Source organism: Sediminicola sp. 1XM1-17, assembly GCF_037203765.1.
Lineage (GTDB): Bacteria > Bacteroidota > Bacteroidia > Flavobacteriales > Flavobacteriaceae > Sediminicola.
Window position 1 is genome coordinate 136,100 of sequence record NZ_JBBCAS010000003.1, and the last position, 24,461, is coordinate 160,560.

General features: G+C 41.5%; 18 protein-coding genes. 9 read left to right on the forward strand and 9 right to left on the reverse strand.

The features are described from left to right. Positions 1-193 precede the first annotated feature (193 nt). Genes WAA86_RS06050 through WAA86_RS06060 form a run of 3 tightly spaced genes read left to right on the forward strand, consistent with a single transcriptional unit; the run spans position 194 to position 3,491 of the window. On the forward strand, positions 194-1,912 hold the full coding sequence (locus tag WAA86_RS06050) for a GMC family oxidoreductase (RefSeq protein ID WP_337300093.1): 1,719 nt from the start codon (positions 194-196) through the stop codon (positions 1,910-1,912). Positions 1,913-1,916: 4 nt separating this feature from the next. Next, a complete protein-coding gene (locus tag WAA86_RS06055; RefSeq protein WP_337300094.1) occupies positions 1,917-2,633 on the forward strand; it encodes a gluconate 2-dehydrogenase subunit 3 family protein in 717 nt (238 codons plus the stop codon). A gap of 21 nt (positions 2,634-2,654) precedes the next feature. After that, a complete protein-coding gene (locus WAA86_RS06060) occupies positions 2,655-3,491 on the forward strand; it encodes a sugar phosphate isomerase/epimerase family protein (protein WP_337300095.1) in 837 nt (278 codons plus the stop codon). Between the two features lie 70 nt (positions 3,492-3,561). Here WAA86_RS06060 and WAA86_RS06065 read toward each other — a convergent pair whose 3' ends face one another. After that, a complete protein-coding gene (locus WAA86_RS06065; protein WP_337300096.1) occupies positions 3,562-4,665 on the reverse strand; it encodes a glycoside hydrolase family 130 protein in 1,104 nt (367 codons plus the stop codon). 77 nt (positions 4,666-4,742) lie between these two features. Between WAA86_RS06065 and WAA86_RS06070 the strand changes: the two genes are divergently transcribed. Then, a complete protein-coding gene (locus tag WAA86_RS06070; RefSeq protein ID WP_337300097.1) occupies positions 4,743-5,471 on the forward strand; it encodes a M15 family metallopeptidase in 729 nt (242 codons plus the stop codon). Position 5,472: 1 nt separating this feature from the next. Here the strand turns inward: WAA86_RS06070 and WAA86_RS06075 are convergent, their stop codons facing one another. The 4 genes from WAA86_RS06075 to WAA86_RS06090 form a co-directional block, all read right to left on the reverse strand. Continuing rightward, positions 5,473-6,588, reverse strand: coding sequence for a THUMP-like domain-containing protein (locus WAA86_RS06075; RefSeq protein WP_337300098.1), 1,116 nt, complete (start codon positions 6,586-6,588; stop codon positions 5,473-5,475). Between the two features lie 73 nt (positions 6,589-6,661). Next, positions 6,662-7,762, reverse strand: a complete 1,101-nt coding sequence (locus tag WAA86_RS06080; RefSeq protein WP_337300099.1) for an AI-2E family transporter — start codon at positions 7,760-7,762, stop codon at positions 6,662-6,664. A 4-nt stretch (positions 7,763-7,766) separates the two neighbouring features. Further along, complete coding sequence (locus WAA86_RS06085; protein ID WP_337300317.1) at positions 7,767-8,417, reverse strand: DUF4159 domain-containing protein; 651 nt, start codon at positions 8,415-8,417, stop codon at positions 7,767-7,769. Positions 8,418-8,709: 292 nt separating this feature from the next. After that, positions 8,710-9,414 (reverse strand): 16S rRNA (uracil(1498)-N(3))-methyltransferase, encoded by a 705-nt coding sequence (locus tag WAA86_RS06090; protein ID WP_337300100.1) that lies wholly within the window; start codon positions 9,412-9,414, stop codon positions 8,710-8,712. A 237-nt stretch (positions 9,415-9,651) separates the two neighbouring features. On the opposite strand from WAA86_RS06090, the gene WAA86_RS06095 reads away from it, so the two are divergent. Then, the gene (locus WAA86_RS06095; protein ID WP_337300101.1) at positions 9,652-12,129 is read left to right on the forward strand and encodes a family 16 glycosylhydrolase; all 2,478 of its coding nucleotides are present in this window, start codon (positions 9,652-9,654) and stop codon (positions 12,127-12,129) included. Positions 12,130-12,243: 114 nt separating this feature from the next. Here WAA86_RS06095 and WAA86_RS06100 read toward each other — a convergent pair whose 3' ends face one another. Beyond that, the gene (locus WAA86_RS06100; protein WP_337300102.1) at positions 12,244-12,579 is read right to left on the reverse strand and encodes a TfoX/Sxy family protein; all 336 of its coding nucleotides are present in this window, start codon (positions 12,577-12,579) and stop codon (positions 12,244-12,246) included. A 10-nt stretch (positions 12,580-12,589) separates the two neighbouring features. Beyond that, on the reverse strand, positions 12,590-13,612 hold the full coding sequence (gene tsaD / locus WAA86_RS06105) for a tRNA (adenosine(37)-N6)-threonylcarbamoyltransferase complex transferase subunit TsaD (protein ID WP_337300103.1): 1,023 nt from the start codon (positions 13,610-13,612) through the stop codon (positions 12,590-12,592). A 17-nt stretch (positions 13,613-13,629) separates the two neighbouring features. On the opposite strand from tsaD, the gene WAA86_RS06110 reads away from it, so the two are divergent. The 4 genes from WAA86_RS06110 to WAA86_RS06125 all read left to right on the forward strand — a co-directional run bounded on the left by WAA86_RS06110 (position 13,630) and on the right by WAA86_RS06125 (position 21,215). Continuing rightward, positions 13,630-18,126, forward strand: coding sequence for a translocation/assembly module TamB domain-containing protein (locus WAA86_RS06110; RefSeq protein WP_337300104.1), 4,497 nt, complete (start codon positions 13,630-13,632; stop codon positions 18,124-18,126). A gap of 154 nt (positions 18,127-18,280) precedes the next feature. Next, the gene (gene pfkA, locus WAA86_RS06115; RefSeq protein ID WP_337300105.1) at positions 18,281-19,267 is read left to right on the forward strand and encodes a 6-phosphofructokinase; all 987 of its coding nucleotides are present in this window, start codon (positions 18,281-18,283) and stop codon (positions 19,265-19,267) included. Positions 19,268-19,285: 18 nt separating this feature from the next. Then, entirely contained in the window at positions 19,286-20,287 is a 1,002-nt protein-coding gene (gene gap, locus WAA86_RS06120) for a type I glyceraldehyde-3-phosphate dehydrogenase (RefSeq protein ID WP_337300106.1), read from the forward strand. A gap of 76 nt (positions 20,288-20,363) precedes the next feature. Continuing rightward, positions 20,364-21,215 (forward strand): N-acetylglucosamine kinase, encoded by an 852-nt coding sequence (locus WAA86_RS06125; RefSeq protein WP_337300107.1) that lies wholly within the window; start codon positions 20,364-20,366, stop codon positions 21,213-21,215. Here WAA86_RS06125 and WAA86_RS06130 read toward each other — a convergent pair. Together WAA86_RS06130 and WAA86_RS06135 are read right to left on the reverse strand one after the other, a co-directional pair. Then, on the reverse strand, positions 21,208-21,588 hold the full coding sequence (locus WAA86_RS06130; protein WP_337300108.1) for a RidA family protein: 381 nt from the start codon (positions 21,586-21,588) through the stop codon (positions 21,208-21,210). The two genes, WAA86_RS06125 and WAA86_RS06130, sit on opposite strands and share 8 nt — an antisense overlap. Positions 21,589-21,619: 31 nt before the next feature. Further along, complete coding sequence (locus WAA86_RS06135) at positions 21,620-24,442, reverse strand: putative LPS assembly protein LptD (RefSeq protein ID WP_443217569.1); 2,823 nt, start codon at positions 24,440-24,442, stop codon at positions 21,620-21,622. Positions 24,443-24,461 lie beyond the last annotated feature (19 nt).

Below are 24,461 nucleotides of genomic sequence, written 5' to 3' on the forward strand. Positions count from 1 at the left end.
GTATGTGGTTTTCCTTCTTGTTCTCAAGACACAGGAGGCTTTACTATTCAATTTTTTGCCGGTACTTTTCCCATAATCTTTGTATTATAATTGAATTCATGTCTAATTGATTTTGTTTTAGTTGGGGCTTCTTACAATAAAAAAGAGTAACTTATTGGTGTTATTCCAGTAATCAACCAACTAAACTTTTCTAATGCAAATTAAAGAATCTACAACCGTATACGATGTGATCATTGTAGGCTCCGGCGCCGGAGGGGGCATGGCTACCAAAGTATTATCTGAAGCCGGACTAAAAGTTGCCGTGGTGGAAGCCGGACCATATTTTGACCCGGCAGCACCAGAGCAACAGACCCAATTGAAATGGCCCTATGAATCTCCTCGAAGGGGTGCGAATACCGTAAGACCATTCGGAGATTTTGATTCCGCCTATGGGGGATGGGAGATAGAGGGGGAGCCCTATACCCGTAAAGATGGAACTAAATTCGATTGGTTCCGGTCACATATGCTGGGAGGGCGTACCAACCACTGGGGAAGGATTTCCTTACGTTTTGGAGAACGGGATTTTAAACATAAAAGTTATGATGGCCTAGGGGATGATTGGCCTATTGGCTATGAGGATGTAAAGCCCTATTACGATAGAGTAGACAAGTTGATAGGTGTTTTTGGCACCAAAGAAAATATCCCCAATGAACCGGACGGATTTTTTCTGCCTCCACCGAAGCCCAGATTGCACGAGCTGTTTTATATCAATGGTGCGAAAAAATCGAACATTCCTGTAATTCCATCTAGGATGTCCATGCTCACAAAAAAAATCAATAAAGAAAGAGGGGTCTGCTTTTATTGCGGACAATGTTCAAGAGGATGCTCCGTGTATGCCGATTTTTCTGCGGGTACCTGTTTGATTTTTCCGGCCCAAAAAAATGGAGGGCAAATTGATCTGTTTGTAAATAGTATGGTCCGGGAAGTGACCACCAATGAAGAAGGAAAGGCAACGGGAGTTTCCTATATCAATAAGGAAGACCGAAAAGAATATAAGTTAAAAGGTAAAATCGTAGTACTTGCCGCTTCTGCATGCAGCAGTGCCAGGATTCTATTAAACTCCAAAAGCAGCCAACATCCCAATGGTTTGGGGAATAGCGGGGATATCGTCGGCAAATACCTCCACGATTCTACTGGCGCCAGTAGGTCGGCATTTGTTCCCGGCCTTATGAACCGAAAACAATACAACGAAGACGGCGTAGGTGGGATGCATGTGTATACTCCTTGGTGGCTCGATAATAAGAAGCTCGATTTCCCTCGAGGGTACCACATAGAAGTATGGGGTGGAATGGGAATGCCAAGCTATGGATTTGGGTTTAATCCGAATGATTTTAACAGGTTCTTTAATCAAAGTGTAGGGGGATATGGAAATAGCCTTCGTGCAGATGTTCAAAAATATTACGGGTCTGTAGTAGGTTTCGGAGGCCGAGGTGAATCGATACCAATGAAGGACAATTACTGCGAAATTGACCCTACCACAGTTGATGAATTTGGGATTCCCGTTCTAAGATTCCATTATAAATGGTCCGATTTTGAGCGCAAACAGACGAAACATATGAACGAAACTTTTGAAGAGTTGTTTCATAACATGGGAGCTGAGCCTTTACAGCCCAGACCTTCAAAAGAACAAGATTATGGATTGTTGACACCAGGGAGGATTATCCATGAAGTGGGTACCACCCGTATGGGGAATGATCCAAAAACATCAGTAGTGAATAGTTTCCAACAATTGCATGATACGGACAATGTATTTATTGTGGATGGCGGACCTTTTGTTTCCCAGGCCGATAAAAATCCTACTTGGACCATTTTGGCGTTATCATGGCGAACGTCGGATTTTATTGTAGAACAATTGAAAAAGCAAAATATCTAAGATTATGGATAGGAGAAAAAGCATAAAATCAATCATTCTTGGTTCGGTCGCTGGAGGTTTGGCGCTCACAGGATGCCAGCCAGGCAGCGAAGGGGAAGCGGAAGAGGCTATTGCACAATCTGCAGAAAAATATTTTGGACGTACGCCGGAAGAGAAGGAGCTAATTGACGAATTGAATGCCGAGCAATTTTTAAATGAGCATGAAATGGCAACCATTAAAGTGCTCTGTGCAGTGATTTTGCCGGCCAATGACAAGTTTGGAAGTGCCACAGATGCCGGTGCACCGGAATTTATCGAGTTCATGTGCAAAGATTATCCCCCATTCCAATTGCCAATAAGGGGTGGGCTCATGTGGCTCGATCATAAGTGCAATACGGAATTCAACAAAGAATTCGTCGCCTGCGCACCTGCCCAACAAAACCAAATATTGGATACCATAGCCTATCCGGACATTACTATTCCCGACATTCAGCAGCCATTGGAAATACAGTTCTTTATACTGATGCGCAATTTAAGCCTTACAGCCTATTACACCTCAAAAATGGGTATCGAAGATTTGGGATATCAAGGTAACATGCCCAATGTTTGGGATGGGGTACCCGCCCATGTGCTGGAACAACATGGGGTTGCCTATGATGAAGCCTGGTTGGCAAAGTGTGTGGATCAGAGCAAAAGGGGGGAAATTGCCGAATGGGATGAAAATGGTAATTTATTGACCTGACCAAATTTACATCATCAAATTATGAAGAAGGCAGTGACTTTCCTTTCCACATTTCTTTATGCTGCAATTATATTTCTACATACCTCACTATTGGAGGCACAAGAGATAGGATTGCAGTTATATAGTCTTAGGGAGCAATTCAAGACAGATGTTCCCGGAACCCTAAAGTTAATCAGCGACTGGGGGATTACATTTGTTGAGGGAGGTGATTCCTACGGTTTGCCAGTTGAAGAATTTAAAGAATTGTTGAACAAACATAAGATTCAGGTGGTGAGTGTTGGGGCTACCTTTGAAGAATTGAAGGATAATCCTCGAAAAGTCGTAGAGCGTGCCAAAACCTATGGGGCTTCCTATGTCATGTGCGCCTGGATTCCCCATACCGGCAATACTTTTGGGATAAAGGAAACCCAAATGGCCCTGTCCGTTTTTAACCGTGCTGGGAAAATATTTAGGGAGTATGGATTGGAATTGGCCTATCATGCCCATGGTTATGAATTTCGCCCCTATAGAAATGGAATCCTTTTTGATCATTTGGCCGATAAAGCCCAATATTTTAGTTTTGAGATGGATGTATTCTGGGTACAACATGCAGGAGAAGACCCTCTGCAATTACTAAAGAAGTATCCTGAGAAATTTGTGTTGATGCATTTAAAGGATATGGCAAAAGGCACACCCAAGGATAATACAGGCCATGCCGATGTAGAGGCGAATGTTGTTTTGGGCACAGGGGAAGTAAATATTGGGGCCCTGGTTGCCGAAGCCAAAAAAATAGGCATAAAGTATTTGTTTATTGAGGACGAATCTTCGCGGGTTACGGATCAAGTACCCCAAAGTTTGACATATCTTAAATCGCTTTAACACAGCACGGTATAAAAAAAGGGCTTCCACGGAAGCCCTTTTTTACTGATATAACTTAATCTTATTTAGGTTATTCCTCTTTGATGGCCAGACCAACCATAGAATCAGCAGTTCCATAATAAAGGAACCATTTCCCTTTATAATAGACCAACCCTTCAATAAAGGTGGTTCCAGCCGCATATTGACCTGAAACTTCATGAGGAAGGTCTGGACAGATAAAAGGCGTTTCCAAACGATCGATCATTTTACGCGGGTCATTCTTGTCAAATAAGACCTGTCCGCCACAGTACGTGCTTGGTGCCACCTTGGTGCTAGCTCCTTCTCCCTGTAGGTTTTTGCCATTGTACAACAATAGGATGCCATTCTCGGTATATAGGGCTGGAGGTCCTGGTTCGGTAAGGTGACTGTCAAATTCGCCAAGGGTGGGTTCAAAAACCTTGATAAGTTCTCCTTGGTCATCCACCATCGGTTCCCAATCTACTAGATTGTCAGATTGGGCCAGGTTTACAAAAAGCTCACCCCAGTACATCAAATATTTTCCGTTTACTTTTTTGGCAATGATCCTTCCATCCTTTAATTCAGTGACTATAGATCCGGATTTGCTCCATACATTGAGAAATTTACCCTCATGGGCATCTTCAAAGGCCGGCCCATGTTTGGTCCATGTTTTTAGATCTTTTGAGGAAGCACTGGAGAGCCTCGCAACATCCTTGTTCCAGCTGGTGTAAAGAATTACGTAGGTTCCGTCTTCCTTTTCAACTATTCTAGGATCTTCGCAACCTCCGGGAAATTCATATTTTAAATTATCGTCATTGGAGGGATACAGCACAGGCTCGGGGTATTTGGTGAATTCAATCCCGTCAGTGCTGTAGGCCAAACCAACTCTGGAGGTTCTACCTCCCAAAGCTGCAGCAGGATTGTCCTCCGCCCTAAATAGGACAAAAACAGTGTCGTTTCTCACTATCGCTGCGGGATTGAATACGTCCGCCTTTTGCCACAGCACCATTTTCTTTTCCATGGGGCAATCGAATACAAAACTGGAATCGGCCTTCATGATCGGATTTTGTGCTGGTTTCTCAAATCCCAACATCCACTTATCTTGGGCATTTGCCGATGTGAGAAAAAGTGTTGTACAGATCAGCAGGATAAAGGAAGTTCTTTTTAGGTGTTTCATAATTATAGTATGGTTAAATATGTTAGGTAAACAAATGATTGCGTATTTTGTCTACTGATTGTTTTACTAAGAATGCTATGGACAAGTTAAGTTATTTCAGAATAATCTGGGTGTTGGGAGTGCTATTTTTAATAGGATGTAAGGGTGAAAATCCCAAAAAAGATGAAGTTGTAGAGCCAAAGCAGGAAATTGAAGTGGTAGACACCGTAGAGGTGTCAAAATTCATTGAGAAGGTAACTCCCTTAGAACACTTGGCAGATACCTCTTTTGTGCGTTTGGCCGACTATAGTGAAAATTTCATATATGATCTGCGGTATGCCACTACAAACAATTTTTTGAAGTCCAAGGTCTATGATTGTCCGGAATGTTATACCAGGGTCAAGACTGCGAAGGCGTTACTTAAGGCCAATGCAGAACTCATGGAAAAAGGCTATAAAATTAAATTTTTTGATTGCTACCGGCCAAATTCTGTTCAGTACAAGATGTGGGAGATTGTTCCCAATCCCCAATACGTGGCCAATCCCGTCAAAGGGTCTATCCACAATAAAGGAGGTGCCGTGGATATTACACTAGCTACGTTGGCTGGTGAAGAACTGGATATGGGCACAGATTTTGACTTCTTTGGTAAAAGGGCCTATCACGATAATTTTGATCTTCCAAAGGAGGTATTGGAAAATAGAAAATTACTGAAAGAAACAATGGAGGCCCATGGGTTTTGGTCCATAAGAACAGAATGGTGGCATTATAATCTTACAGCCGCATCCAATGATAAAGTAGCCAATTTTGAATGGGATTGCACAGAATAGTTCAAGTGGTTTTTGAACATTGGAGTACCATATAATTTCCGTCATGGATGGTTGTGAAGAATAGGTAAATATCCCCGCCGTCCTGAAGCTTATGCTTCTTGCGAATACGTTCCACACTTTCTGGAAAGTTCCTTGTGGTAACATTGGCCTTCCGAATGCCAAGCTGTTGAAGGGCTTTTTTGTTGTAGGGCACTGCATTGATGATTTGAAATAACCTCCCTGGGAAATCCACCAGGGTTTCGGAGGTGTACAAGTGGGAGTGTTCGTGGAGTTTCTTTAGTCCGAAAGTGTTTCCGATAGATCGGAATGCGCCCGATTTCAATATCGCGGCATTCGGCTCATAAAGATAGGATTGGGGCATCCCGAATTGTGAGATATTTCTTTTTTCATCTGCCCATGCAAATTCAAAGGTCTCCTCAATTTCCGTATTAAAATTGATGGTTTTTATATCGATATCCCCTTGATGGTCCTTTTTTAAAACCCAAAGCAATTCCTTGACTTCGTTTTTAACGGCAACCACATGGATTTCTTTTACAAATTGTAGCTCGTTTATTCCTATGGTGAAATCTAAAAGGGGAGAGGTCTTGATTAAGATCTGTGGTGCTTTTTCGAAAAGAAGGGATAAATTATTTGGAACATCGGGTAGGCAATCCGAAAGCATAAAAACTTTTCCCTTGGCATCATTTCTTCTGGATGGGTCTATGTAGATCCAATCAAACAACTGGTCTGTACCAGCTAAAAATTCTAGTCCATCGTAGGGTAAGCATTCAATATTTGTTACCCCTAAAACCTCATAATTGTAAGCGGCAATTTCAGAGAGATCATTATTGATTTCGCAGTGGTAAACCTGACCGACTTTCATGCTGAAAAAGTAGCTGTCCACTCCATACCCTCCGGTCAGGTCTACCAGTGATTTACCATTTACTAAATTAGCCTTATATTGAGCCGTGGTTTCAGAGGAGGTCTGTTCTATATTCAGCTTGTCCGGATAAAAAATACCTTCGGTTTCGAACCATGTAGGCAACTTTGAACTGCATTTTTTTTTAGCTTCCATCTGTTGCACCAGTTCTTTGGTGCCCACCCCCTCAAAAGTGATCTTTTTGAGCAATACTGACACGATGTCAGTATTCAGATTATTATTTATAAAATGCTGTACACCAGTATTTAATATGTTTTTATTCAAAGTGATACTATAAATTTTTTGTCAATGATTTTACAATCTTATTGTCGGCTAAAAATTCCTTTAATATGACCTTTAGGGCGGTATATCCGGGAACGGCAATGATCATTCCAACTACCCCAAACAGTAGTCCGGCTATGATGATGACCAAGAAAATTTCTAGGGGGTGCGACTTCACACTATTGGAAAAAATAAAGGGCTGGGAAAAGAAATTATCTACCAGCTGACCTATGGCAAGACCTAGTAAGACCCATCCTGTTTTGGGTAAAATAACATCGCTAAAATCGGCTCCCAAATTGCTCGTCATGGTCAATAGGACCATAATGGTTCCTCCTATGATCGGACCTAAATATGGGATGATGTTGAACAGGGCGCAAAGGAAGGCGATTACCACTGCGTTTTCAATTCCGACTAGAAGTAATACGGTGGTGTAAATGACAAAGAGAATGAAGATTTGAAGCAGTAGTCCAACAAAGTATCTGGACAGAAGTCCCTTTATTTTTTCTATGGAATTGATCATGCCCGCTTCTTTGTTGTTCGGAACAAAGACCAATAATCCTTTTTGGAATAATTTGCTGTCTTTTAAAAAGAAGAACGAAATGAACAGTACGGAAAATAGGCCTATGCTCACTGTACTCAATACATCAACAAATGAGTTTAAGAAGTTGGGAATGAATCCCATGTTCAAATCTTTCAGAATATTTTTTTCGAGATCTGCTTCCTGGATCATTTCATTGACCACTGATGGCGAGGCACCAAAATAGTCCACGGCCTCCAAATAAAGGGAATCAAGGGTTTTCTGTAGGTTGTCAATATCCAATAGCGAAAGGTTTTTGCTCTGCTCGGTGATCAATGGTACAAAAAGTGCTACCACCCCCGCAAACATGGAAACCATGAACACCATGGTCACGATGACCGCAATGGTATTGGGCAGTTTCAATCTCCTTCTTAGAAAAATGACAATGGGCCGGCCAATAAGGGCCACCACCGCTGCAATGGCTAGATAGGCGATGACAGATTGAATGGTGTACAGAAAGTAGAGTAGCAGTAGTATGCCCACTATGATTCCTACAGCCCTTAGGATACCAAAGGCGATTGTTTTTGAAGTCATGCTTTTAACTTTTAAAGACGTATGTTATTATGTTAGCTCCCATTTGCAGTGCTTTTAGCCTAACTTCTTTTGGGTCATTATGGACCGCCTCATCCTCCCAGCCATCACTAAGGTCGCTTTCAAAAGTGAACAAGAGCACCAAGCGGCCTTCATGGAATATTCCTAAGGCTTGCGGGCGTTTACCATTGTGTTCATGGATCTTGGGCAATCCTTCCTGAAACTTGAACTGATTTTGAAAAATGGGATGATCTTTTCCCAGTTCTTCCAATTCCTTATCTGGAAATACTTTGATCAGCTCTTTTCGTAAATAGGGCTCCATTCCAAAATTATCATCAATGTGCAAAAACCCACCAGAAAGTAAATAGGTTCTCAAGTTGTCTGCCTCTTCCGGTGAGAAAAACACATTCCCATGTCCGGTCATGTGCAAAAAAGGGTATTGAAAAATATTGACATCTCCCACTTCCACGGTTTGCGCTTTGGAATTGATCTGCGTTCCTATGTTTGCGTTACAAAAATTTATCAGATTGGGTAAGGCCGTAGGGTTTGCGTACCAATCTCCCCCACCATTGTATTTTAAAACTGCAATTTCCTGAGCCTCAACGTTAAAACTCACAAAAAAAGTTAAAATAACGGTCAAAAAACCAAGTTCTTTCATCAAGTTATGTACCTTTGTCTACTTCAAATTTACTAATAAAGAGTGTCTAATAAATCATTATTTCCCAATACTTTTAAAGTAGGGGGTGATTCATAAAGTTGACAAGGTAAAAAGTAGTTGATGGCCATTATTGATAAGGATAATGTACTTCAATCCACATAGTATAAGTGAAATGCCAATTATGGCTTTTGTTTGAAAGTATTATTCAGTGTTTATCGCACCGGATAATTTAGTAAGTGTTTATTGTGATTCCGCATTTCTAATTATTTATAATTGGAAGTGCGGAATTTTTTTATTGATTTTTTAAAGCCAGGGTGGTGCAGGCCACGATGGCCGCGGTTTCTGTTCGTAATCTGGTTTGACCCAGGGCAACCGGTAAAAACCCTTTTTCTAGGGCCATTGCAATTTCATTGGTAGAAAAGTCGCCCTCAGGGCCTATCAGTATAGTGGTGTTCGACTTTGGTCTTGCCCTCATATTGAGTTCTGTCTTCTCCTTTTCCTCACAATGTGCTATAAAAAGATCGCCTTCCATGGAATTGCTCAGGAATTCTTTAAGGGTAATAGCCTCATTCAATAGGGGCAAATAGGCTTGTAGGGATTGTTTCATTGCGGACTGTATCACCTTATCCATCCGATCCTTTTTGATGACTTTTCTTTCCGAATGGTCGCAAATTATCGGGGTGATTTCTGTGATCCCAATTTCTGTAGCCTTTTCCAAGAACCATTCAAAACGGTCGTTGAGCTTAGTGGGCGCAACCGCCATATGCAATGTATATGGTTTTGGATCGTAATGGGTCTTTTCGATGACCTTAGCGGTACATTTCTTATGATCTGGGAATAGTATTTCCGCTACGAACATATCTCCTTGACCGTTGGATATCTGAAGGGTGTCGCCCGTTTTTTTACGCAATACTTTAACAATATGCTTGCTTTCATCTGTTGGAAAGGTAAACTGTTGGGTTTCTAAATTGATCTCAGGATTGTAAAAGAGTTGCATGAATTATCTTAAATATTATAAAGCGGGCCAATTAATTGTGATATCAGAAGTACCCTCAAAAAGAGCTAAATATAATTTTTTTTTGACTAACAAAGTCAAACTTCAGCATATGAAGTCCTAAAATAGTCATGTTTTCTAATTTTAAGTCGCATGTTGTGGTCATGTATAGGTGAAATAATTGTGAGAAATAAATTGTAGGGCTATTTTGTAAGAGATTAACAATTTAACCACCAAATTATGATGAATTTTACAATTAAAAGGCTTAGGAATTATCTATTTCTCATAGGTCTTCTTTCGAATCTACCGTTGGTTTTTTCACAATGTCCAACAGTAGTCTGGGCCGATGAGTTTTCTGGAACTACCTTGGATGTTACCAAATGGAATTATCAGACCGGGGATGGGTGCGCAGAAGGTATATGTGGATGGGGAAATTCTGAACTCCAATCCTACCAAGAAGGTAATGTTGCCGTGAGCAACGGTACTTTAAAGATCACTGCCAAAAAGGAAAGGACCCGTGGATCCAAGTATACCTCCGGAAGGATCAATTCCAAAGCAAAGGGAGATTTTACCTATGGGAGATTCGAGGCGTCAATTAAGTTGCCGTTGGGAGATGGACTTTGGCCGGCCTTTTGGATGTTGTCAACCAATGAGGTATATGGAGGATGGCCTCAGAGTGGGGAAATAGATATCATGGAGTTTGTGGCCTCAGATCCCTCCAGAATATTGGGGTATATACATTATGGCGATCTATATCCCAACAATCAATCCCAGGGCAATACGTATACCCTTCAAAATGGAGTTTTTCCAGATGCATTTCACGAATTTGCAATTGAATGGGAACCAGGTGAAATAAGATGGTTTATGGACGGAACGTTGTATTCGGTAAAAAAGACCTCAGATGTTGATCCATTTTTTTGGCCTTTTGACCAGGATTTTCATTTTCTGCTGAATGTGGCTGTTGGAGGTAATCTTGGGGGAGCTGTGAATGAAAATATGCTGCCGGCCACCATGGAGGTGGACTATGTTCGGGTTTATGATGGTTTCAAACCCTTTGTGAATGGAGAAAGGGTTGTTGTGAATCAGGCTCAAGGGGTTGCCTACAGTTTGGCCAATGTTCCGGCTAACACAAATGTGTCATGGTCAGTGCCTCAAGGGGCTACCATCGTTTCGGGCCAAGGCACAAGTTCTGTTATCGTGGATTTCGGAGCTGAAAGTGGGGCGGTATCAGCATCGTTCAACGATGGATGTGGAGCCCAACTTTTGAACCTTTATGTAGAAGTGGAGCAACCCTATATGAAAGCTTTTTCTTTTGAAAATTTTGATGAACCCTCTTCTGCGAGCTATTCTTCAGCTACAGGAATATTGTCAGAGGTTGCCAATCCTGCGCCCAATGCCCTTAATGGAAGTGCTCTTAGCGGAAAATATGATCGTAATGCCCAAGAGCAATATGATATTTTGGTATATGATGTGAACAACATTACAGATGCGTCCCAGTATGTATCCAAGGAAAAGAAATTTTATATGGATGTATATACATCTGCTCCCATAGGAACGGATATTATCTTACAATTGGAAACTTCAGCAGCAACACCTTCCAATTACCCCAGTGGACGTCATAGTCGCTATATAGCCACCATTGAAGAGACCAATACCTGGCAACGTTTGGTTTTTACATTGTTGGACAAACCAGACGGCACTGCCTCATCAACAGATGTAGGTAAGATGATCGTGTTGTTCGCTTCAAATAGCTTTACCTCCGACACCTATTATTTTGATAATTTGGATAGTTATAATGTGGATAACGGTGGAGGTGGCAATCTAGCTCCAGTAATAAGCGTTACTAACCCAACTGATGGAGCAATGTTATCACAGGGTGAGACTATTTCCATAACTGCCGATGCTTCAGATGCAGATGGTTCCATTGCTCAGGTTGAATTTTATATAAATGGAAATTCCATTGGAGTCGATGCAACACAACCTTATAGTATCAACTGGCAGGTAGTTGCGGGTAATTCAACAATTACTGCAGTAGCTACAGATAACGAGCAGGCCACCACTACCTCTTTGAGTGTTGGTGTAACCGGGCAAAGTACGGGTGATCCTGTTAGCGTTCATGTTGCCTCGATTACAACGGGAACCGTGGATATGGGAAAAGGCAGTAAGTCCGGATCAGCTACGATCACTATTTTGGACGATCAAGGAGGTGCTATTTTAAATGCCAACGTAACAGGAACTTTTTCCGGTACGTTCAATGAACAGGTAAGTGCGGTAACCAATAATGAAGGTATAGCTGTACTAAAGACTGAAGCCAGTTCTAAAGGGGGTGTTGTGGTCAACCTTTGTGTAGATAATGTGGTTTATGCACCTTTACCCTATGATGCTGCCAAAAATGTTGTTACCTGTTCAGGTGCTTCTGCCAAGTCAGTGACTGCTTCCACCCTTCCTGGTGAAGGTGATATTAGTATTGTGCAGGACACGAATATCAATTTCATGATCTATCCCAATCCGGCCAAAGATGTTGTTAAGGTTACTTTTGGAGATTTAAAAAATGCAAAAATAGCGCAAATCTATAATTTAAGTGGTAAAGTGTTGATGACCAAGAAAATGGATGGAGTTGAAGGTGAAATGGATATATCCTCATTGCCAAAAGGATTATACATTGTTAAAATTATAGATAGTTCCAATACGATTAAAACGATCAGATTGGTTAAGTAATGATTTATTTAGATAGGCCGTTGGATTTTAGAATCTAACGGCTTATTTTTTTTGGCAAATCTGGATAATAGGTAGTTGCGCCTTTTGGTAATATAACTTACCACGGAATTAGTTTTACCCTCTCTGAATTCTGTGCTTTGCATGCTCCAACCCCAATTCTATCCAGCTAAAAAGCTCTTCTTCAGTCTGAACAGCCTCCTTTTTGACGAATACAAATTCTTTCATGGGCCGGTTTGTGAAATCCATGGGTCGGGCATGTCGATTTTCTAAAATCATTTTCATTTTATCATCCATGACCCTTACAGCTAGCTCGTCCTTTACAACACCAATCGTCATTTTTCCCTGGTAGAGAAAGGAAAGTCCCCCGAACATTTTCTTTTCGGTAAACTCTTCCGGAAACAATTTTAAAGTTTCCCTTATTCTATTTGCCAAGTCATCATTAAAGGCCATGCCGAGGTTTTTATATTACATACCGTGCCTTGGCGGTAATACTTTGGTCACTAAAGTTGCCTTCCAGATATTTTAAGTATCCCACTATGCCTATCATCGCGGCATTGTCCGTACAATATTCAAATTTGGGAACATAGGTGTTCCAGCCATACTTGGTTTCCGCATCTTTTAATGCCTTCCTGATCCCAGAATTTGCCGATACACCCCCGCCAATGGCAATTTGTTTTATGCCTGTTTGCTTGGCCGCCTTCTTAAGTTTGCTCATGAGTATATCTATGATGGTATATTGGATGGAGGCGCAGATATCGTTGAGGTTCTCTTCAATAAAATTGGGATTTTCCTTTACTTGGTTCTGAATAAAGTATAGGATACTGGTTTTTAGGCCACTAAAGCTAAAATTGAGATCTTTCACCTTAGGTTTGGGAAAAGGAAAGGCCTTTGGGTTGCCCAATTGTGCGTATTTGTCTACCAAGGGTCCGCCGGGGTAAGGTAAACCTAAAATTTTTGCACTTTTGTCAAAAGCTTCGCCCACAGCATCGTCTAGCGTTTCTCCCAAAATTTCCAGGTCAAAATAATCTTTGACCAAAACAATCTGGGTATGCCCGCCACTAATGGTCAATGCCAAGAAAGGGAACTCTGGTTTTTGATTATTTTCCTCATCAATGAAATGTGCCAAAATATGCGCTTGCATGTGATTTACCTCTATTAATGGGATGTCCAGACCTAAGGCAAGGGACTTCGCAAAAGAGGTGCCTACCAATAAAGATCCCATAAGTCCAGGACCTCTTGTAAAAGCTATGGCGGATAACTGTTTTTTATCGATATTTGCTTTGGCCAATGCTTGATGGACCACCGGAACAATATTTTGTTGGTGTGCCCTGGAGGCAAGTTCAGGGACGACACCCCCGTACTCCTCGTGAATTTTCTGTGTTGCCACAATATTGCTCAGTTTCTTATTGTTCTGTAAAACAGCAGCGGACGTGTCATCGCACGAAGACTCTATGGCAAGAATATATATATTTTTATGTTCCACTTGGTTTGGAATAAAATTTGAAAGCAACAAAGGTAAAACAATATAGCCCTATCAAAAAATTAAGAAAAATACTTCTTAGGATCCTTTTGGTGATCTTGCTCATATCTGTTCTGGGTACGGCTATATTATCATTGCCCATTGTCCAGACTCGTTTTGCCAAATTTGCCACCGATACCATTAACTCCGAATTTGGCACCAATATCCATATAGACCGTCTTAAGCTTTCCCTGATCTCTTGGGATACCTCCATGAGGGGGGTCTTTGTCCAGGATTATCAAAAGGATACCTTGTTTTATATTGATAGGCTTTCAACCTCAATTCTGAACGTTAGGAACCTGGTTAATGGCAAGCTGGAATTTGGGGACATCGAGGTAGAACAACTCAATTTTAAACTGCGGACGTACAAAGGTGAGAGTGCTAGCAATCTGGAGGTTTTTATTGATAAATTGGATGACAAGAAACCAAGGGATCCCGGAACTCCCCCCTTTTATTTTTCTTCCAATGATATAAGCATATCCAACGGTAAGTTCAAGCTTATTGATGAGAATAGGGAAACTGCCGATGTCCTCGATTTTAAAAATCTGAATATCAATGCAAATGATTTTTTGATTTTGGGGCCGGAAGTAACCGCAGAAATAAACAACTTGTCGTTTTCCAGCCAGAGGGGACTAAAAGTGGAGAATATGCAGACCTCTTTCAAGTACTCTAAGCAGCAGATGCGTTTTGATGCCCTTCGTATTAAAACACAAAAATCAGATATCAAGGGCAATTTGGTTTTTAATTATAACAGGGAAGATTTTGCAGACTTTTTGAACAAGGTAAATATAGCTGCGGTCTTTCAGGAATCTACGGTATCCTTTGATGAGGTGAACTTATTGTACAGTGAGTTCGGTAGGGGCAAGGAAGCCTATTTTTCGGCTTCGGTAAATGGGGTTCTGAACGATTTAAATACAACCGACCTTTTTTTGCAATCGGACAATACCGGCGTTCGTGGCGATTTTAATTTTAAAAATCTATTTACCAAATCAGAGCCTTTTGTGATCAATGCGCAAATGAGGAACCTTACCACCAGCTATTATGAGCTCAGGTCCTTGATGCCCAACATCCTAGGGGAAAACATCCCTTCTGTATTTGAAAAACTGGGGCAGTTTACCATTAGGGGGACCACGGGAATTACTCAAAAGGTAATTGAGGCCAAGGTGAACATCAATACCCTAATTGGAAGCAGTTATGCCGATCTTACCCTGACGGATATAGATGATATAGACAATGCTTCTTATAAGGGGTTTATTTCCTTGATTGATTTTGATCTCGGGGAAATAGTGAACGACGAAAAATTGGGACTGACCAATTTGGATGTCAATGTGGAGGGCAAAGGCTTTGTGCAGGAAACTTTGGACACCAAGGTCACCGGAGAAGTGTATGCCTTGGAGTTCAATAATTATAATTACCAGAACATCAATGTTTCCGGGGTACTTAAAGATCAATTGTTCGACGGTTTGTTGGTATCCGCCGATGAAAATTTTAAGTTCGAGTTCAAAGGATTGGCCGATCTAAAAGAGGAGCGTAACAATTTCAATTTTGTGGCTTCCGTGGCCTATGCAGACTTTAAGAAATTGAATATCATAAAGGATAGTGTCTCCATATTCAAAGGCGATATTACCATGGATGTCTCAGGGAACAATCTGGACAATTTCATAGGGGATATCAATTTCTCCAAGACGAGCTATGAGAACAAGAATGAGATTTATTATTTTGATGATTTTAAGGTGTCCTCTACGTTTGAGCAGGATACGGTTAGAGTAATTGATATAAATTCTCCAGATATTATTACGGGTCATCTCCGAGGGAATTTCAGAGTGAACGAATTGGGCAAACTGGTGCAAAATGCCATTGGTAGTATCTACACCAACTATAAGCCATTTAAGATTTCGGATGGACAGCGCCTGGCCTTTAATTTTAAAATCTACAATAAGATCGTGGAGGTCTTTTTTCCTGAGGTGGAGTTTGGCCCCAATACCTTTATCAAGGGTAGTGTGGTGGCCGATGAGGGCGACTTTAAGCTTACTTTTAAATCACCAAACATTACCGCTTTTGGAAATGTATTTGATAATATAGATGTAAAGGTGGATAATAAAAATCCCCTCTTTAACACCTTCGTATCCGTTGCCGATGTTTCCACCAAGTATTATGATGTAAAAGATTTCAACCTGATCAATACCACCATCAATGATACCTTGTTTTTTAGAACGGAGTTTAAGGGCGGTAGTGAATACAACGACAGCTATAACCTAAATTTTTACCACACCTTCAACAACCAAAAGAAATCCGTTATTGGGCTGAAGCGGTCAGACCTTAGTTTTAAGGGCAATACCTGGGTTCTTAACAATGAGGGCAACAACCAGAACAAGGTCATCCTAAATAGAACCCTGGACAGCATCACGATAGAAGAAATCGTGATGAATAATGAAGAGAACGAGCAAATCAAACTAAGGGGGCAATTGGCCGACTCTACCTATAAAGATCTGGAACTTCAGTTTAAGATAGTATCCTTGGATAAAATCACACCGAACATAGACAGTTTAAATTTGAAAGGAGTGGTGAATGGTGTTTTGAATGTACGTCAAAAAGACGGTATTTATTTGCCTTCTTCCAATTTGGATATCACAGATTTTGCGGTAAATGATATCCGACAAGGAGATCTTTCCATAGGAATCGTAGGAAATCAAGATTTGACCGATTTTGTGGTGAATGCACAATTGTCGGACAATGGTGTGGATAAAATGAGTGTGTTTGGGAAGATATCCAATAGAATGGAAATTCCACAGGCAGATCTCATGGCCAATTTCAATAATTTCAGTTTGGAACCCTTCAGTCCCTTGGGGGAAGGAGTCATAGATCGCATTCGGGGAGACATATCGGGGAATGCAAGAATAACAGGAGATCTGGACAATTTAAATATCAACGGGCAGTTATTGCTGAACAATGCTGGGATGGCCATACCTTATTTGAACGTGGATTATGCTTTTGCGCCCAATTCCCAAGTCCGACTTTATGACCAAACCTTTTACTTCGATAATATAGGATTGACCGATGTGTCCCAAAATACCCAGGCGACCATCGATGGCAAGATTACCCATCAATTTTTTAAGGAATGGAACCTGGACCTTAAAGTGAATACCAACCAAGATCGTTTTATGATCATGGACAAGCCTTACAATGAGGATGAGTTGTATTACGGAACGGGATTCTTAAACGGAACTGGAGAGATTTTCGGGTCCACAAAAGCCTTGACCATTAAGGTAGATGGATCTACGGCTAGGGGTACGTCTCTAAAAATACCATTGAGCGATGTGGCCAGTGTAGGGGATTTTTCGTTCATTACATTTATAGAAAAGAACAGTAAAAAAACCATTGAGGCGCAACGTACCCTTAAAACAACGGAAGGCCTGGAGTTGGAGTTCGACCTGTTGGTTACCCCCGAGGCGGAAGTAGAAATCGTGACGGACCAAAAAACAGGAAGCTCTTTAAAAGGTACGGGAGAAGGGATCTTGTTTATTGAGATCAATACGTTGGGGAAATTTAATATGTATGGCGATTTTGTGGTGGTTACAGGGGAATATCACCATAAGTTTGGTGGGGTTATCGATAAACGATTTACGGTAAGGCCTGGGGGCAGTGTTGTTTGGGATGGAGAGCCTTTGGCGGCCACCTTGAACATGGAGGCCGTATATAAATTAAATGCCAATCCAGCTCCCCTTTTGGATGATCCTGGATACGCCAGGAGGATACCCACAGAGGTTGTGGTAAGGTTGGATGGGGAATTGCAAAGTCCGGAAATCAATTTTAATATTGAATTTCCAGGAACCAATTCTGTGGTAAAATCAGAATTGCAATATCGTCTTCAGGACCCAACGGTAATGGAGCGCAATGCCTTTTTCCTACTTGCGCAGGGAACTTTCGTAAATGACGTATCCGGTATCAATCAGCAAGCTGTGACAGGAAACTTGATCCAGACAGCGTCCGGATTGTTGAACCAGGTTTTTGATGGCAATAGTGATAAGTTTGATTTTGGACTTTCCTATGAACAGGGGCAATTGGCCAAAAGCGCGGATATTCAGACCGAGAACAGGATTGGGGTCACCGTTTCAACTCAGATAAGTGATAAAGTTCTGATCAATGGAAGGCTTGGAGTGCCTGTGGGAGGTGTCAGCGAGACGGTAGTCGCCGGCGATGTTGAAGTACAAGTATTGTTGAACGAGGAAGGGACCTTAAGTCTAAAAATATTCAATAGGCAGAATGAAATTCAACAGTTTTTGACTAACAATCAGGGATATACACAAGGTGTGGGCTTGTCTTATGAGGTCGATTTTGATACCTTTGAACAATTACTGGGCCGCTTGTTTGGTAAGGACAAGAAAAAGAACCGAAAAAAGGCACTTTCGCCAAATTCTGCCGCCATTATGGAAAAGGATACTTTAGTCCGATTTTCCGAAAAAAACGGGGATAATTAATTCCTTAAAATTCTATTTTTCCCGTTGCCGATCAAACCAAAATATTAAAATTTGTTAACGAAAACGTTTGATGTTTAGTCAGTTCGTAAATTAAGACGCCCTAACTTTAGTTTATTGGAATAAGTTTCCTAGTTTTACTTTTTTAAAGATTTTAATGAGTTCAAAAATTAAGAAAATTGGGGTTTTTACCTCTGGTGGAGACTCTCCGGGAATGAACGCCGCCATTAGATCGGTAGTGCGTACCTGTGCCTATATGAATATAGAATGCATGGGTATTTACAGAGGCTATGAAGGAATGATTGAGGGCGATTTCAAAGCCATGGATGCACGTAGTGTGAACAACATCATCAATAAAGGAGGAACCATTCTCAAATCGGCACGTTCCTTGGCATTCAGGACCAAGGAAGGACGCCAGCAGGCATACAATAAGTTAACAGAGGCCGGAATTGATGCTTTGGTTGTTATAGGTGGGGACGGAAGTTTTACGGGAGCCATGATCTTTAACCAAGAATTTGACTTTCCCATCATTGGAATTCCAGGCACTATAGACAACGATATTTTTGGAACTACCTACACTTTGGGCTATGATACTGCACTGAATACAGTGGTAGAGGTAATAGATAAGATCAGGGATACGGCCAGTTCCCATAACCGTTTGTTCTTTGTTGAGGTAATGGGTAGGGACGTAGGTCACATTGCCTTGAACGCAGGTGTTGGAGCAGGTGCAGAGGAAATATTGATCCCAGAGGAAAATTTGGGATTGGAAAGGTTATTGGAATCCCTAAAGAGAAGTAAGGCATCAGGTAAATCGTCCAGTATAGTGGTGGTTGCCGAAGGTGACAAGACCGGTAAGAATGTCTTCGAACTCAAAGAATACGTAGAAACCCATCTTCCTATTTACGATGTACGGGTTTCTGTCTTGGGACACATGCAGAGAGGGGGTTCCCCTTCCTGTTTTGATAGGGTTTTGGCCAGTAGAATGGGTGTAGCGGCTGTGGAGGCGCTATTGGCTGGAAAAACCAATTTAATGGTAGGAATCCAGGACAATAAGATCACAATGACCCCGATTAGCAAGGCTATTAAAGGGCATACGAAAATAGATTTGGAGCTCATGAGAGTATCCGAAATAATGACTACATAAAAATTTAAAATTAGAGAAATGTCAAATTTAAGAATAGGAATTAACGGATTCGGAAGAATAGGAAGATTGGTCTTCAGGGCCACTGTGAAAAGGGATAATGTGGATATAGTTGCCATCAACGATTTGTTGGATGTGGAACATCTTGCATATTTGTTGGAGTACGATTCTGTTCACGGAAGATTCGATGGAACTATCGAAGTAAAGGATGGTAATCTTGTCGTAAACGGTAAAACGATACGCATCACTGCAGAGAGAGATCCAAAAAACCTGAAGTGGGATGAAGTAGGTGCTGATGTTGTTGCAGAATGTACAGGTATCTTTACTACCTTGGAAACAGCACAATACCACATTGACGGAGGTGCCAAGAAAGTAGTAATTTCCGCTCCATCCGCAGATGCTCCTATGTTTGTAATGGGTGTTAACCATAAGGAGGCAAAAGCTTCTGATAAAATTGTATCCAACGCATCTTGTACGACCAACTGTTTGGCTCCATTGGCCAAGGTATTGAACGATAACTTTGGTATCGAAGAAGGATTGATGACTACTGTTCATGCTACAACAGCAACACAAATGACAGTTGACGGTCCTTCCAAAAAAGACTGGAGAGGTGGTAGAAGTGCCTTGTTGAACATTATTCCATCTTCTACAGGTGCTGCCAAAGCAGTAGGGAAGGTTATTCCTGAATTGAACGGTAAATTGACCGGTATGGCATTCAGAGTTCCAACAGCAGATGTTTCCGTAGTTGATTTGACGGTTAGATTGCAAAAAGAAACTTCTTACGAGGAGATCAAAAAGGTAATGAAGGCCGCTTCAGAAGGACCATTGAAAGGTATATTGGGCTATACGGAAGAAGCAGTGGTTTCCCAAGATTTTATTGGTGATACACGAACCAGTATCTTTGATGCTGATGCAGGAATCGCTTTGAGCTCCAAATTTGTGAAGGTAGTTTCTTGGTATGACAACGAAACAGGATATTCCAACAAATTGGTAGACTTGGCAGAGTACGTTTCTAGCCTTTAAGAATAATTTATTATACAAAGAATTCCTGAAGGTGGACTTTTAGTCCGTTTTCAGGTTTCTTTTTAAATATAGGTCTATGATATTAATTGTTGATAGTGGCGCCACAAAATCGGATTGGATAGCCCTTGATGAAAAGGGAGAGCAACTGTTTTTGACCCAAACCTTGGGTTTGAGCCCAGAAGTATTGACCAGGCAGGTCATTGAGGATCGTTTGGCCAACAACTTTGAGATCTCCAAAAATAAGGACAACGTAAGTGCGCTTTATTTTTATGGGGCAGGTTGTGGTACAGACCGTATGAAATTGTTTTTGAGGGGTATATTCAAGGATTTCTTTCCCAATGCAAAAATTGAAGTGAAGGAAGATACCTATGCGGCAATTTATGCAACTACTAAAATAGGACACCAAGGTATCGTGTGTATTTTGGGAACAGGTTCCAACTGTAGTTATTACGACGGTCACCAGCTCATACAAAAAGTAACATCATTGGGGTATATCCTAATGGATGATGGTAGTGGCAACTTCTTCGGAAGAAAGCTGCTCAGGGATTATTATTTTCATAAAATGCCGCAGGCATTGGGCATTAAGTTTGCCAAGGAATATGATTTGGATGCGGATGTGATCAAGGAGAACTTGTATAAGCAGCCCAACCCAAACACCTATTTGGCAAAATTTGCCAGGTTTATCATAGAGAATAAGGATCATCCTTATTGTCGTGGGGTGATAGACAAAGGATTGCAGCAGTTTGTGAACAACTACATCATGCAGTTCGAATTGGCTACCAAGGTCCCGGTAAATTTTGTGGGCAGTATAGCTTATTACCTAAGGGATGAACTGGCAACCATTTTGGATCGCAACGATTTGATTCTCGGGGTCATACGGCAAAGGCCCATTGAAGGCCTCATGGAGTTCCATAGGGATACTATTTAATGGCGATCATGGAAATTTCCACATTTACGAATTTCGGTAAATTGGCAACTTCCACGGTTTCTCTTGCAGGTGCTGTATCTGCATTGAAGTAAGCGCCATAAACCTCGTTGATGGCAGCAAATTGATGCATGTCTTTCACGAAAATGGAAGATTTAACTACGTTTTCAAAGGTCATTCCTGCTTCGGTAAGAATGGCCTTTAAATTTTCCATGGATTGCTTGGTCTCTGCTTTAATGTCCCCTTCTATCAGTTCTCCCGTAGCTGGATCCATTGGGATTTGTCCAGAGATATAAAGTGTATTCCCAGTTAAAATAGCTTGGTTGTAGGGACCTATGGGAGCTGGTGCATTAGCGGTTGTGATTACTTTTTTCATCTCGGGTTGTATTTTTTGTTAGTTTTCTTTTTTATCTTCTCTGACTTCTATTTTCCCATTTGATATCCTTGAGTAGGGAGCTCTTTATCCCAATAAAGAAGTACCAACGCTCATAGGTTCCAAATGGCGTCCAGTTGAAATTCAATCTAAAACTCTCTAAATCCCTTTCAAATCTAAAAGAGGTTAAGGTGAAGCCCTTGTTTGCAAAGTCGTATCCCGAGGATACCCCAACGTTCCACATAGGGGTTAGGGAGATGTCCCCCGAAAACATTAGGGAGTTGTTGGTAATTTCACTCTGCCTGTTGTTATTGTTGTATGTTACGGCATAGGCGAGATTCAGGCTCCATGGAAGTTTGTTGCCATAGCTCGTCGTTTCCTCAGGCTCTTTATTGTCATCTTCTCTAAAACTTCGTTGATTGCCAAAGTCATCTGCCCTTCCAAAAAGATCATCTGTCCGTCCACCACTGGCAGCAACATAGTCGTCCGTAGGCTCCTCTTCATCGTCCTTTTTGTTCTTCCCAAAACTAGTGCTGCTGATTCTATAGCTTACATTGGCATTGGCTCTGGTCAATCTAAAAAGGCTACCTCCATTATCCTTGTTCCAGGTATCTATTCGGGTTCCGTTATTGTCAATGGCGTATGGGTCCAAGCTGGATGAAAAGTTGATGGACATCTTATTGTTTAGAAGGGTGGTTCCTCCGGTTATACTCAGGGGGCTCAGTTTTAAGGAATCCGCTTCAAAATTATAGGCCGTTGATAAGTTAAAGCTGTTGAGCAGTGAAACTTTTTTGGGTTCTGTGGCCGTGGAATCCCTGTCCCTCACTTTGGCCTCCAAGGTGTTGGCCAAATTGAAGCTCATGGCGCTCGTTTTGTTCAGTCCGGGAGCTCCGTTCAAGGTGTTTTCAAATTTACTATACCGTTGGATGTCTCCATTGGCATTGAGAATCTGATCCCCATTTTCATCCAAATAGTCTTGGTAATATTGATCAAAGGCTGGGGTGTAGCCATAGCTCATGGAGGGTCTCATGGTGTGTCTAAGGGCTTGAATCTTTTTGTCCTCCCCAAAGTTAAAGGTCCCGTAGAGGGTGGTTCCAAGGCTGGCGGTCAAGTTGTATTCACCATATCTCGCAAACTCGGAGACTGTATCAGTGACCACGCCACGTCTAGCATCTTCATCATATTCCCTATCATAGGTTTGCAGGGTCCATACGTCATTGTAGTTCGCTCCCACGGTGACGCTAAAATGCTTGGCTACCTTAAAGTTGGTACTGATGGGGATGGTATGTATTGCTCCCACCTTGGCGCCTTCGAACATTTTGGAAGTGAAGAACAGGGAATCTGTGGTGGCAATTCTATTTTCTGCCCTTAGGTTATACTGTAAGTTGATATTTTGGATAAGCCCTTTCTTGATCCCATCACGTTTGGCAAAAGGAAAAATTCGCTCCATACTGGTAGTCAGCGTGGGCAAGGTCAGATTTACCGCTTCGGTATTGGTGTTCTGATTGTGCGTGGCCGTTATACTCATGTTTACCGAAGGATATTCGGGAAACGTCTTGGAATAGGAGATAGACGACGACAGGTTGTTGTTCTGTGTGTTGGGAACGTTAAACTGATTTAAAGAGTTTCTATAGTATTGGCTACTACCAAAGTTTACCGAGGCCGAAAACCTGGAATTGGGACTTGCTTTGGTGTCTTGTGTATGGGACCATTGAATGTTGTAATTGGAAGATCTGGAATAATCATCGAAGCCTTTTTGGCTGTTGATGATGTTTTCATACCTGACATTCACATTGCCTCTGAATTTATAACGCTGTATGTATTGCGACTCCCCTCTAAAACCATAACTGCCATTGGTATAAACATCTCCGGTTACACTCAGATCCACATAGTCATTGATGGGAAGGTAATACCCACCATTCTGTAAAAAATATCCCCTCGTAGGATCGTTTCCTATGGTTGGAAACAACAATCCTGCAACTCGACCGGTTGTCAATGGAAAATAAGCAAAGGGCAATGCAATGGGAGTAGGGACATCGGCAATATACATATTGCTATAGCCGGCAATAATTTTCTTCTTCGGTACAAACTTGGCCTTTCTCACCCTAATGTAATAATCCGGATCTACCGTATCCTTGGAGGTGGTAAGTTTACCTTCGTATAGGAAATAAACAGAATCGTTCTCTTTTTTGGTGATCTGTGCATATACTTTCATGGCATCGCTTCCCAGTGCCCCTACATCTGCCTGTTGCTCGGATCGGGAATTGTAGATCAGTGCTTTTTGGGTGTCAAAATTAAAGCGGATGGAGTCGGGCCTCACCTCATTGGTCCCTTGTTTAAAATAGGGGATTTGGGAATAGGTACCCGTAGAGTCTTTGATTCTTCCGGCATAGACCTCATTTTTCTCGTAATCCATGATAATGACACCGGCCTTTAGTTCGGTATCCTGGTAGTAGATTTCAGCCTCATTGTACAGATAGATCTTATGGTCTTTCTGACTGAGTTTTGCGTAGTCCTTGGCCTTGTATTTTATTTTGTCCAATAAAAGAGGTGCTTTTTTGGGCACGGTATCCTTTATAAGGGTGTCTTGTTTAATGGTGTCCTGTACGATGAATTTGGGTATGGGAGAGATGGTGACAGTATCCTGCTCGGCTTTTATGGGAACTGGGGAAACAGGAATATCCTGTGCAAACAAAGAGGATGCCGTCAGCAATAACAGGAAATATAAAAGTAAATGATGTTTGTTTGATTGCAAGACTTTAAATCCTATTTTTGTAACAGTTTGGCTTAATTTTTGGAAACCAAACTTACATATATTTTTTGTTCCGCCTGTACCTGATAGCAAAAATTTAACCATATGAATAGCGTATTTGCAC

Coding starts and splice junctions, on each gene's coding strand:
- WAA86_RS06050 (WP_337300093.1), top strand. CDS start 194: ATGCAAATTAAAGAATCTACAACCGTATACGATGTGATCATTGTAGGC.
- WAA86_RS06055 (WP_337300094.1), top strand. CDS start 1,917: ATGGATAGGAGAAAAAGCATAAAATCAATCATTCTTGGTTCGGTCGCT.
- WAA86_RS06060 (WP_337300095.1), top strand. CDS start 2,655: ATGAAGAAGGCAGTGACTTTCCTTTCCACATTTCTTTATGCTGCAATT.
- WAA86_RS06065 (WP_337300096.1), bottom strand. CDS start 4,665: ATGAAACACCTAAAAAGAACTTCCTTTATCCTGCTGATCTGTACAACA.
- WAA86_RS06070 (WP_337300097.1), top strand. CDS start 4,743: ATGGACAAGTTAAGTTATTTCAGAATAATCTGGGTGTTGGGAGTGCTA.
- WAA86_RS06080 (WP_337300099.1), bottom strand. CDS start 7,762: ATGACTTCAAAAACAATCGCCTTTGGTATCCTAAGGGCTGTAGGAATC.
- WAA86_RS06085 (WP_337300317.1), bottom strand. CDS start 8,417: ATGAAAGAACTTGGTTTTTTGACCGTTATTTTAACTTTTTTTGTGAGT.
- WAA86_RS06090 (WP_337300100.1), bottom strand. CDS start 9,414: ATGCAACTCTTTTACAATCCTGAGATCAATTTAGAAACCCAACAGTTT.
- WAA86_RS06095 (WP_337300101.1), top strand. CDS start 9,652: ATGATGAATTTTACAATTAAAAGGCTTAGGAATTATCTATTTCTCATA.
- WAA86_RS06100 (WP_337300102.1), bottom strand. CDS start 12,579: ATGGCCTTTAATGATGACTTGGCAAATAGAATAAGGGAAACTTTAAAA.
- pfkA (WP_337300105.1), top strand. CDS start 18,281: ATGAGTTCAAAAATTAAGAAAATTGGGGTTTTTACCTCTGGTGGAGAC.
- gap (WP_337300106.1), top strand. CDS start 19,286: ATGTCAAATTTAAGAATAGGAATTAACGGATTCGGAAGAATAGGAAGA.
- WAA86_RS06125 (WP_337300107.1), top strand. CDS start 20,364: ATGATATTAATTGTTGATAGTGGCGCCACAAAATCGGATTGGATAGCC.
- WAA86_RS06130 (WP_337300108.1), bottom strand. CDS start 21,588: ATGAAAAAAGTAATCACAACCGCTAATGCACCAGCTCCCATAGGTCCC.
- WAA86_RS06135 (WP_443217569.1), bottom strand. CDS start 24,442: ATGGTTAAATTTTTGCTATCAGGTACAGGCGGAACAAAAAATATATGT.